Annotated in this window: 10 protein-coding genes; all 10 read left to right on the top strand. The window is 49.1% G+C overall.

Translation table 11 applies throughout. The features are described 5' to 3' along the window. Positions 1–157 precede the first annotated feature (157 nt). Positions 158–1,045 carry a carbohydrate ABC transporter permease gene (locus WMO65_RS01105; RefSeq protein ID WP_103731023.1) on the top strand — a complete coding sequence of 296 codons (888 nt, stop codon included), beginning with the start codon at positions 158–160 and terminating at the stop codon, positions 1,043–1,045. Next, the gene (locus WMO65_RS01100) at positions 1,042–1,848 is read left to right on the top strand and encodes a carbohydrate ABC transporter permease (RefSeq protein WP_033143580.1); all 807 of its coding nucleotides are present in this window, start codon (positions 1,042–1,044) and stop codon (positions 1,846–1,848) included. The genes WMO65_RS01105 and WMO65_RS01100 overlap by 4 nt, the downstream gene beginning before the upstream one ends. A 154-nt stretch (positions 1,849–2,002) precedes the next feature. After that, positions 2,003–5,029: a beta-galactosidase, LacZ type gene (gene lacZ / locus WMO65_RS01095; protein ID WP_148393052.1), complete on the top strand. Its 3,027-nt coding sequence runs from the start codon at positions 2,003–2,005 to the stop codon at positions 5,027–5,029. A 62-nt stretch (positions 5,030–5,091) separates the two neighbouring features. Continuing rightward, entirely contained in the window at positions 5,092–7,119 is a 2,028-nt protein-coding gene (locus WMO65_RS01090; RefSeq protein ID WP_148393051.1) for a beta-galactosidase, read from the top strand. A 240-nt stretch (positions 7,120–7,359) separates the two neighbouring features. Beyond that, positions 7,360–7,731 (top strand): CidA/LrgA family protein, encoded by a 372-nt coding sequence (locus WMO65_RS01085; RefSeq protein WP_148393050.1) that lies wholly within the window; start codon positions 7,360–7,362, stop codon positions 7,729–7,731. Next, complete coding sequence (locus WMO65_RS01080) at positions 7,712–8,404, top strand: LrgB family protein (RefSeq protein WP_033143576.1); 693 nt, start codon at positions 7,712–7,714, stop codon at positions 8,402–8,404. The genes WMO65_RS01085 and WMO65_RS01080 overlap by 20 nt, the downstream gene beginning before the upstream one ends. Positions 8,405–8,422: 18 nt before the next feature. Then, positions 8,423–9,001: a cytidylate kinase-like family protein gene (locus WMO65_RS01075; protein WP_349063539.1), complete on the top strand. Its 579-nt coding sequence runs from the start codon at positions 8,423–8,425 to the stop codon at positions 8,999–9,001. Between the two features lie 126 nt (positions 9,002–9,127). Continuing rightward, a complete protein-coding gene (locus tag WMO65_RS01070; protein ID WP_054350935.1) occupies positions 9,128–9,715 on the top strand; it encodes a CDP-alcohol phosphatidyltransferase family protein in 588 nt (195 codons plus the stop codon). A gap of 79 nt (positions 9,716–9,794) precedes the next feature. Beyond that, the gene (locus tag WMO65_RS01065) at positions 9,795–10,826 is read left to right on the top strand and encodes a LacI family DNA-binding transcriptional regulator (protein ID WP_033143573.1); all 1,032 of its coding nucleotides are present in this window, start codon (positions 9,795–9,797) and stop codon (positions 10,824–10,826) included. After that, positions 10,816–11,811, top strand: a complete 996-nt coding sequence (locus tag WMO65_RS01060; RefSeq protein ID WP_033143572.1) for a LacI family DNA-binding transcriptional regulator — start codon at positions 10,816–10,818, stop codon at positions 11,809–11,811. The genes WMO65_RS01065 and WMO65_RS01060 overlap by 11 nt, the downstream gene beginning before the upstream one ends. The last annotated feature ends 6 nt before the right edge of the window (positions 11,812–11,817 follow it).

Genomic DNA, 11,817 nt, shown 5'->3' with positions numbered 1-11,817 from the left:
TAAATAACAGACCCCTGAATTGATTCTTTATTTCTAAGAAATGAAAGGTCTGCTGCTGCTCATCAAAAGCAGCGGCAGACCTTTTTGAATCGGGTACAGAGGCGGAAAGCGCACTGTATCTGTTCACAATTAAAAATGAAAAGGAGGGTGCATATTTATGAGTGGTCCTAATAAAAAAGGGATGTCTCTGGAAAAGAAACATAATGTGACAGGCTGGGTCTTTCTGATTCCGGCAACAGCCCTGATCTGCTGGATGAGTTTTTATCCCATGATCAAAGCGTTCATTATGTCAATGCAGACAGGTATTGGTATTAATTTAACCTTCGGAGGTGCTGCGAACTATCTCCGTATTCTGAAAGACCCTACATTCAAACAGTGTTTGTTCAACACATTCTTCTACCTGATCATTCAGGTACCGGTCATGCTGGTATTGGCGCTGGCACTGGCTTCTATGCTGAACAACAAGCATCTGCGGTTCAAAGGACTGTTCCGTACAGCGATTTTCCTTCCCTGTGCAACATCCCTTGTATCCTATGCTATGATTTTCCGTTCCATGTTTGCAAATGATGGTTTCATCAACACAGTCTTAAGAGGCTTTGGCATGAACCCTATTATGTGGTTTGCAAATGCATGGACCGCAAGAGCAGTTATCATTATCGCCCTGATCTGGAGATGGACAGGATACAACATGGTATTCTATCTGTCAGGCCTGCAGAATATTGAATATTCCGTTTACGAGGCTGCCAAGATTGACGGTGCTTCACCGGTACAGTCTTTCTTCAAAATTACAGTACCGCTTTTGAAACCAACGATTCTTCTGACAACTATCATGTCCACAAATGGTACACTGCAGTTGTTCGATGAGTCCCTGAACCTGACAAACGGCGGACCGGGTAAATCAACAATGACTCTGTCCCACTACATATACAATACGTCCTTTGTACAGAGCCCGAATTTCGGCTATGCGGCTGCAATGTCCATCATTGTACTGATCATGGTTGCGATTCTGGCAGTTATTCAGATGAAAGTAGGTGATGAACGATGAATAAAGGCCAAAAAATATTCCAGTATGTATTCCTGACGATCGTTTCCCTGTTATCTGTATTTCCGCTGTACTACATGTTCTGCGGAGCAACAAATAAAAGTACAGACGTAGTTGCCGGCAAGCTGATTCCCGGAGGTTATGTTGCAGAAAACTTCAAAGCCCTTCTGGCAAATCAGGATCTGGCAAGAGCTATGTGGAACTCCTTCAGAAATGCTGTTATCCTTACAGCTCTGGCTCTGCTGGTATGTTCCATCGCAGGCTACGGCTTTGAGATTTACCATGACAAAGGCAAGGATGTGGTTATGACACTCCTTCTGACAGCTATGATGATTCCTTTCGCAGCGATCATGATTCCTTTGTTCAAGATGTTCTCCACTTTGAAAATGGTTAACAGCATGGCAGCCTTCATGCTGCCCACCATATCGACACCGTTTTTGATCATGTTGTTCAGGCAGAGCGCGCGTTCGTTCCCACATGATATCATCGAGGCAGCACGTCTTGATGGTTTGAGTGAGACAGGAATTTTCTTCCGCATGTTCTTCCCGACCATGCGCTCCACTTATGCGGCAGCCATGACCATCACTTTCATGAACGCATGGAACAACTATCTGTGGCCAAAGGTAATCTTACAGACAGACAGCTCCATCACCATGCCTATGCTGGTAGCCAACCTGTTAGGTGGTTATACGGTTGATTATGGTATGCTGATGCTCGGTGTACTTATCTGTACCTTGCCTACCGCAATTGTATTCTTCTGTCTGCAGAAGAGCTTTGCCGAAGGTATCACAGGTGCTGTTAAATAAAAAAGAGACAGTATTCGGTCTTGTGCCGGGCTGTTGAAAATAAGTAATTTACAGGCGGATATTTTGTTTTCATGAGATATCCGCCTTATTTTTTAATCATACGGCAGATAAAAAATAAAGGATTGTCCGCCGGATAACGAACAGGAGGTAAAAAATGAAAGCATTTCAGTACGAGAAAGTAAAAGACCCTGCCTGGTTCCAGGAAAACAGGGCAGCGGCCCATTCGGACCACAGATATTATGGTTCCATGGAAGAGATGGAGCAGAAGCAGGAGAATTTCAGGTACAGCCTGAATGGTCTGTGGAAATTCCACTATGCAAATAATTACCACAGCACAATTCCGGGGTTTGAGTCCATGGATTACTGCTGCAGGTCCTGGGATGACATCCATGTGCCGGCTCACATCCAGATGGAGGGATATGACCGTCCTCAGTATGCCAATGTGCAGTACCCCTGGGAGGGCTGGGAAGAGCTGGAGCCAGGTCAGATCCCTACACGGTTTAATCCTGTGGCAAGTTACGTGAAATATTTTGAAGTACCTGAGAACATGAAAGGAAAGCGTGTGTTTATTTCCTTCCAGGGTGCCGAGAGCGGCATTGCAGTTTGGCTGAACGGCAGTTATGTGGGATACAGTGAGGACACATTTACACCGTCCGAGTTTGAACTGACACCATACCTGCAGGAGGGAGAGAATAAACTGGCAGCCCAGGTCTTCAAATTCACAAGCAGCAGCTGGTGTGAGGACCAGGATTTCTTCCGCTTTTCAGGTATTTACAGAGACGTCTATCTCTATGCGGTGCCTGAGGTACATGTGGAGGACATGAGGATCCGTACTCTGCTGGATGACACCTTTACAAAGGCAGATCTGGAGATCGTGCTCAAGGCCACAGCAAAGGGCAGCGTAAAGATTGCTCTGTCAAAGGATGGAAATGTGCTGATGACAGAGGAAAGTGCTCTGGGCAGTGACACAAGGCTGGTAATGAAAGTGGATAACCCCGCGCTTTGGAGTGCGGAGTCACCGGTGCTTTATGACCTGCTTTTCCAGGTGTTTGACAATGCAGGTACTCTGACGGAAGTGATTCCTTATAGGGTAGGCTTCCGCAGATTCGAGATGAAAGACAATATTATGATGCTGAACGGCAGAAGAATCGTGTTCAAGGGCGTGAACCGTCATGAATTCAGCTCTGTAAGCGGCCGTCATGTGTCGAGAGAAGAGCTGGTGAAAGATATTGTCACCATGAAGAGAAACAACATCAATGCCATCCGTACCTGCCATTATCCGGACGGTTCAGATATCTATGATCTGTGTGATGAGTACGGGCTCTATATGATCGCAGAGAACAATCTGGAATCACACGGCTCCTGGGATTCCCAGGCGGAGAAGAAGGAACCGGATCTGAACAAGGTAGTGCCTTGTGACCATCCGGAATGGCTGGGCATGATGCTGGACCGCGTAAATTCCATGTATCAGAGGGACAAAAACCATACGGCTATCCTGATCTGGTCCTGCGGAAATGAATCCTTCGGCGGCAAAGACATCTATGAGATGTCAGAGTTCTACCGCAAAGAGGACCCCACAAGGCTGGTGCACTATGAGGGGGTATTCTGGGACCGCAGATATAACGGATCCAGTGATATGGAAAGCCAGATGTATCCTTCTGTGGAGAGCATCAAGGCATTTCTGGAGAAAGACAGGAGCAAACCGTTTATCTGTTGTGAATACACGCATGCCATGGGAAATTCCTGTGGTGCCATGCACAAATACACAGATCTGACAGATACAGAGCCATTGTATCAGGGCGGATTTATCTGGGATTATATTGATCAGTCCATTTATAAAAAAGACCGTTACGGAAAAGAATTTCTGGCATACGGCGGAGATTTTGATGACCGCCCCTGCGATTACAATTTCAGCGGCAACGGTATTGCATACGGCGGAGACCGCATGCCATCCCCGAAGATGCAGGAAGTAAAGTTCAATTACCAGAACATTACGGCTGTTGTGGAGAAGGATAAGGTGCGGGTGGTCAATAAAAATCTGTTTGTAAATACAGACAGCTTTGACTGTGTTGTTCTGGTGGAAAAGGACGGACATCTGCTGAGAGAGGCAGGTCTGGAAACACATGTGGCACCTCTTTCTGAGGAAGTCTACGAGCTGCCGGTCAGTGTCCAGACTCTGCCGGGAGAGTATGCCGTCACGGTATCCTTCCGTCTGAGAGAGGATACGCTCTGGGCCAAGAGAGGGCATGAGGTTGCCTTCGGACAGGGTGTGTATGAGGTTCCGGCACCTGCTGCGCTGCACAGGGGAAAGATGGAGATCGTAAAGAGCATGCACAATATCGGCATTCACGGAGATGGATTCCGTATTCTCTTTTCCTATCTGAACGGCGGCCTCGTGTCCTATGTGTACGGCGGTGTGGAGATGATCAAGGCAATACCGAAACCGAACTTCTGGAGGGCACCTACAGACAATGACTGCGGCAATCTGATGCCCATGCGCTACGGGCAGTGGAAGCTGGCCAGCATGTATCTGAACCACAAAGACCCCCAGGGCGGATACCGCATTCCGAAGCTGGAAGTCCTGGAAGACAGTGCTGTGATCACATACACATATTATATGCCGTCCATTCCTTCCGCAGAGTGCAGCCTTGCTTACAGGGTATACGGTGACGGGACCGTGGAGACCACATTGTCTTATGATCCGGTAAAGGAACTGGGCGATATGCCGGAGTTCGGCGTGATGTTCAAGTTCGACGCGGATTACGACAATGTGGCATGGTACGGCATGGGGCCGGAGGAGACCTATGTGGACCGCTGCCTCGGTGCAAAGCTGGGAATCTACAAAAATAAAGTGGCTGACAACATGGCAGAGTACCTGGTTCCGCAGGAATGCGGCAATAAGGTGGGCGTACGCTGGGCCAGCGTCACAGACAGAAAGGGCAGGGGAATGCTCTTTACAGGAGATAAGATGGAATTCTCCGCACTTCCCTATACGCCGCATGAGATTGAAAACGCTATGCATCCCTTTGAGCTTCCGGAAGTACACTACACGGTTGTCAGGGTATCTGCAAAACAGATGGGTGTTGCGGGAGATGACAGCTGGGGTTCCAAAACCCATCCGGAATATCTTCTGAACACGGACGGCAGAATGGAATTTACATTCAGCTTTAAAGGGGTATAAGAATACAGAATAGTTTAAGAACAGGGCCGGCCTGCCACAGACCGGCCCATTGGAGGACAGATATGGGCAAAGACGTAAATTTCGGTAAAATGATTCACGGCGGGGACTACAATCCGGAACAGTGGCTGGATTCCCCGGATATCCTGGAAAAAGACATCGAGTATTTTAAGAAAGCAAAAATCAATGAAGTTTCCCTGGGGATTTTCTCCTGGGCAGTTCTGGAACCCCGTGAAGGGGAGTACCATTTCGGCTGGATGGAAGATATCATAAATCGTCTCTGGGAAAACGGTATCTCCACAATCCTGGCTACTCCTTCCGGTGCCCGCCCAAAATGGATGGCAGACAAATATCCCGAGGTCCTGCGGGTGGACGCGGACAGGCACAGAAACCTGTTTGGCGGCAGACATAACCACTGCTATACCTCCCCTGTATACAGAGATAAAGTACGCCGGATGAATATGGCTTTGTCCGAAAAATTCGGAAAGCATCCCGGTGTCATTGGATGGCATCTGTCCAACGAGTACGGCGGAGAATGCCACTGTCCCCTCTGCCAGGAAGCGTTCCGCAGTTGGCTGAAGGAAAAATACGGGACTATTGAGGCGCTGAACAAAGCCTGGGCGACAACCTTCTGGAGCCATATATACAATGATTTTTCACAGGTGGAAAGCCCGTCCCCGAGAGGGGAATCCGGACTTCACGGGTTAAACCTGGACTGGAAACGTTTTGTTACGGACCGGACCGTGGATTTTGTACGCCACGAGGCACAGGCTGTGAAAGACGGCGGCTCAGACCTTCCGGTCATGATCAATATGATGTATAACTACGAAGGCCTGAATTACCACAAATTCAAGGATGTGGTGGATATCGTCACATGGGACAATTACCCCACATGGCATAAGGGGCCGGAATCCCACACTGCCATGGATACGGGAATGCAGCATGATATTATGAGGAGCATTCTGAAAAAGCCGTTCCTCCTCATGGAATCATGTCCTTCAGCCACCAACTGGCAGAGTGTGAGCAAGCTGAAAAAGCCGGGGATGCTGCGGGCAGCGTCTCTGCAGGCAGTGGCACACGGCTCAGACAGCGTGCAGTATTTCCAGCTCCGCCAGAGCCGCGGTTCCAGCGAGAAATTCCACGGCGCTGTCATTGACCACTACGGCGGGGATGACACCAGAGTGTTCGGTGAAGTCACAGAAGTGGGAGAAGCGCTGGAAGCTCTTGGCGAAATGGCGGGCAGCCGTACCATAGCCCGGGCGGCAGTCATCTATGACTGGGAAAACCGCTGGGCCATGGAGGACGCGGCAGGTCCGAGAAATAAAAACCTGTATTATAAAGAGGCAGTGGAGAAATCCTACTATGCATTTCGTAAGCTCGGACTGGATGTGGATGTCATTGACATGGAACAGGATCTGGAAGGTTATAAGATAGCGGCGGCTCCCATGCTTTATATGTTCCGGGCCGGGTTTGAGGAGAAGGCAAGGAAGTTTGTGGAAGCAGGCGGTAAGCTGATCCTTACATACTGGTCAGGGATTGTGGATGACACGGACCTCTGTTTCCTGGGCGGAACACCTCACGGACTTATGGACGTGTGCGGTCTGCGCAGTACGGAGATTGACGGACTCTATGACGGAGAGACCAACAGCGGTGTTCCGGTGGAAGGAAATACCCTGTGCATGACAAAGAGCTACACCTGTGAGCACCTCTGTGACCTGGTGAAAACAGACGGCGCGGAGGTTTTTATGACCTTTGGCAGTGATTTTTACGCGGGAATGCCGGCACTTACCTGCAACGCTTACGGTGAGGGGAAAGCTTACTATGTGTGTGCGGATTTTGAGCAGGGCTTCTATGATGAATTATACAGGAAGCTGGTAAAAGAATGCGGAATCAAACGCTACATCCATCATATTCCCGCCGGAATCGAAGTGACATCCAGGGAGACAGAGGATGCGCTCTACCTGATCGTACAGAACTTCAACCGGGAAAGCACAGAGGTGCGCCTGCCCAGAGGGCCGTTTTCAGTCTGGTATGGGGAATATGACGGTACGGTGAAGGGCTTTGACATGGTGGTTCTCAAAAAAAGAAAATAGACAGGAACCGTATGAGCTGAGATACTGAATAACAGTTAAGAGGATATAAATGCAGACAAAGAAGTCTTACGGACTCTTTGCCTGCATTTTTCATGGAGGAAAGGGGATGGACAGATTTTTGCAGGGGCTGCATCCGACAGTGGTTGTTAAGGAATTTCCAGGTATACATTGACTTTTCTTTCTGAGGGGGTATAATTTTTAAGGTATATTGACAACGTTGAAAAGACAGAAGGAGGAGCTATGAAGTATTTGAGACAATTCTGTATTATTTTACTTTTTTCATTTCTGGGAGAAGGGCTTCATATTATCCTGCCGCTTCCCGTGCCTGCCAGTGTCTATGGTCTTGTTCTGATGCTGGCCGCGCTTCAGACAGGGATTCTGAAGACGCGTCAGGTGAGGGAAACGGCGGGTTTTTTGATTGAGATCATGCCTGTGATGTTCATACCCGCTGCCGCGGGGCTGCTGAATTCATGGGGCGTGCTGAAACCTGCCTTCGTTCCGGTTGCAGTTATAACTGCGGTCACCACGGTTTTCGTCATGGCAGTGACAGGACTTGTGACCCAGGGGATTATACGGAAGGGGAAAAAGAAAAATGAAAGCATTTCTGAGTGATTCTGTTTTCTGGGGAGCTGTTTTAAGCCTGCTTGGGTATGAAGCGGGGCTGCTTCTCAAGAGAAAATTTAAAATGGCAGTCTTTAACCCACTGCTTATAGGTGTTATCTGTGTGATGGGTGTGCTGGCAGTGGGGCATATTGATTATGACAGTTATTATGAAGGCGGCAGGTATATCAGCTACCTTCTGACACCGGCAACGGTATGCCTTGCAGTGCCTTTGTATGAACAGATGGGGCTGTTGAAGAAAAATCTGAAGGCTGTGGCAGCAGGGCTGATTTCCGGTGTGCTTGCCAGCCTTGTCAGTGTATTTCTTCTGGCAAAGCTTTTCGGCCTGAACCATGCCCAGTATGTGACGCTGCTTCCAAAGTCCATTACAACAGCGATCGGTATGGGTGTGTCTGAGGAATTGGGCGGAATTGTCACAATTACCGTGGCAGTTATCATTATTACCGGGATATTGGGCAACATGATAGGAGAAGTGATATTTAAGATTTTCCGTATTCAGGAGCCTGTGGCAAAAGGACTGTCCCTGGGGGCCGCGTCCCATGCCATCGGAACGGCAAAAGCTATGGAGCTTGGTCCGGTGGAGGGCGCCATGAGCAGTCTGGCGATCGCGGTAGCAGGTCTGTTGACTGTGATCGGTGCCTCAGTGTTTGCAGGGTTTATGTAGCGGAAGGGAGCGGTTGAGATGGAAAAAGGAATCATTACCATAGGAAGACAGTACGGAAGCCAGGGGAAGGCAGTGGGGAAGATGCTTGCGCAGCGCCTGGGCTGTGCCTTTTATGACAAAGAAGAGCTTGCCAGGATCGCCAGGGGAAGAGATTATGAGGAAGTAAGGGAATTTTATGAGGAACAGCCTGTGGACAGCCTTTTGTATGCCATTGCCATGAACAATGAGGAGGGAGAAGTGGGAAGGATACCCTTTGCCCGTATCCGGGAATTGTGCGGCAATGGTCCCTGTGTACTCATTGGCCGGTGCGGAAATGAGATCTTCCGGAAAAAACAGGATGCCGTAAGCATTTTTATACACGGGGATATGGAAAAGAGGGTTCAATATGTGACGGAGACAGAGGGGCTTTCCGCACACGGTGCCAAAAAGAAAATAGACAGAGTGGATGAGGAGCGGGCATCTTTCCACAGGTATTATACCCACAGAGAATGGGGAAGGGCGGATGCCTATGAGCTGTGTCTTGACAGCGGTGTTCTGGGGGCGGATAAGTGTGCAGCGGTGATATTTGATTATCTTAAGATCAGGGGGCTGTTTTAAGGCCTTTGGGGTTGATATTTCCGTCCATTGTGATTATCATTATAAGCAGTAAGGTGCTTCAGAAGTTTAAGGATTTCCGGGTTGTGCAGGATGCGTTTTACGGCCTGCGCCCGGCGGAGGATTTGTATGGCATTTTTTGAAAAACCATTGACCAGGAAAGAGATTTTTTCCATTCCGAACATCATGGGGTATTTCCGGATTCTTTTGATCCCGGTCTATGTCCTTTTGTATTATCATGCGGAGTCGGTGAGGGAGTATTATATTGCCGCTGTGCTGGTGGGGATTTCCGGGATCACGGATATGCTGGACGGCAAAGTGGCGAGGCATTTTCATATGATCACAGAGCTGGGGAAAGCCCTGGACCCGGTGGCGGACAAGCTGACTTTGGGTGCTATGATCCTATGTCTGGCTTTCCGGTATGAAAATATGCGCTGGCTGGTGGGGCTGTTTATATTGAAAGAGGGCTTTATGGGAATCATGGGGCTTTTGCTGTCACATTACCGGGGCAGAAAGCTGGATGGGGCAAAATGGTATGGGAAGGTCTGTACTGCGTTTTCTTATGTAGTGATGTTTGTGCTGTTTTTCTTCCTGCGGCTGCCCTTATCCCTGGTAAATGCCCTGATTGTGTGCTGCGGCGTGCTCATGGCTGTGACCTGGGTGCTGTATGTGCCGGTGTTTGTGAAGATGTGGAAAGAAAAAGGACAGGCTTATTGAAAATATTTAAACTTTTTGATAAAATATTTATATGTAAATTTTATATGCAAAAAGTCTGGATAAAGGGATAGGTCGGAATATGAAAGTAAGTATAAAAGATATCAGTGAGCGCACAGGATTCTCGCCTGCTACGGTTTCCAATGCACTGAACCACAAAAAAGGGGTCAATGCAGATACGGCAGCCGAGATTTTCCGTGTGGCGAAAGAGATGGGTTATATCAGTGAATCGCGTATCGGGAAAATCAAATTCGTTATCTTCAAGAGAAATGGTTTGATCATAGACGATACGCCTTTTTTTTCACTTCTGATCGACGGAATCGAGAAAGAGTGCCGGGCATCGGGGATGGAGATGGTGCTGTGCCGCCTGAATTATGAGGACGAGGACTACGAGGAACAGGTGAACTGGCTGATACATGACAATTCTTCCGCGGTGATCATGCTGGGAACAGAGCTGATGGAGGAGGATGTGGCTCTCTATAAGAATGCGTCCTGCCCCTTTCTCATGCTGGACTACTGGAGCTGGGACATGAGCTTTAACGGCGTTCTGATCAACAACGCGGATTCTGCCCGTATGGCAACAGAATATCTGCTGCGAAAGGGGCATAGAAGGATTGGTTATCTGAGAGGGGAATTCAGGATCAAAGCATTCCGCTCCAGAGCCGTCGGGTATGCGACTGCCCTCAATAAAGCGGGGCTGGTTCCGGAGAAGAGATATACTGTTACGCTGTCCACCACTATCAATGGCGCTTATGAGGATATGAAGGCATATCTGAAGACCGGGCCTGAGCTTCCCACAGCCTATTTCGCGGATAATGATATGGTGGCTCTGGGGGCGATCCGGGCGCTGCAGGAAAAGGGGTATCAGGTGCCGGAAGATATCTCTGTGGTGGGATTTGATGATCTGCCGTTCTGTGAGATCGCCAATCCTCCGCTTACGACTCTGCGGGTTCCGAAGCAGGAGATGGGGCGTGTGGCGGTCAGAAGGATTCTGGAAGTGATAAACGGTACCGATAAGATCAAGACCAAGACCCAGGTATGCACAATCTTTGTGGAGCGCGACAGTGTCAGGGATCTGAAGGACAGAAACGGCGGTGACGGCGATGAAGGTTAAATCAAAAGAGGTGGCAGAGGCCCTGGGTGTGTCCACCGCCACGGTATCCCTTGCCATCAACGGCAAACCGGGGGTAAATGAGGAGACAAGGAAGCGGATACTGGAATATATCAGCGGCCAGCAGGGAAAAGATGTGACGAAAGGAACCTTTGTGAAACTGATCATCTTTGAAAATTCTCCCCGTGTACTGTCAGGGGGGATGGGGTCGTTCTTCAGGATCACCTATGTGGAGAGCGTGGAGCGCCTTCAGAGGGACAAGCTGGAGGTCAGGCTTGTGTATGCTTACGGCTATGAGGAACTGAAGGAGGCGCTGCTGAAAAGCAATACGGACGGGACCAGGGGCATACTGCTGCGGGCGGATGAATTCGGTGAGAAGGATTATGAACTGATCTCCCTGTGCAGGGTTCCTCTTGTCATGAGTGACTGCGGATCCGGGGAGGCCGGCTGGAATATGGTGAACTTTAACAACCGTCAGGCTGTCTTTCAGGGGATGGAATATCTGAAAGCCCATGGCTGCAGAAGGATCGTATATTTTCAGAACGCGGAGGCCATCTATAATTTCAGGGCAAGAAGAGAGGCTTTTTTGGAGTATCTCAACAGAAATCCTGAGATTTCAGGCAGCTTTTGGGAGACAGGGAACGAGAGGGAGGAGATAGAGCGGAGGGCAGAGGAATACTTTACCCGCTGTGATGTGCTGCCGGACGCGGTGTTTCTGGAAAACTTTCTGGTTTCCGTGGGGACGGCCCAGTCCCTTATGAAGCTGGGCATATCCGTGCCGGATCAGATATCTCTTCTGGGAATTGACGCCATTCCCGACACGGTACTGCTGCCCTATAAACTGACCCACTTTGAAGTACCTCATAAAAAGAGGAGTGTACTTATGGCAGAGCTCCTTTTGGAACTTATGAACCGCCCGGATGATGGCTTTGGGCGGATGGTGCTGGTGAATGAAAAAATGGCGGAGGGCAACAGTGTAAAGGGGTAGGCGGAA

The sequence above is a fragment of the Blautia caccae genome (genome assembly GCF_040095955.1).
GTDB classification, from domain to species: Bacteria; Bacillota; Clostridia; order Lachnospirales; family Lachnospiraceae; genus Blautia; species Blautia celeris.
The sequence above is the reverse complement of the archived record's forward strand: the minus strand, read 5'-3'. Positions and strand labels throughout refer to the sequence as shown.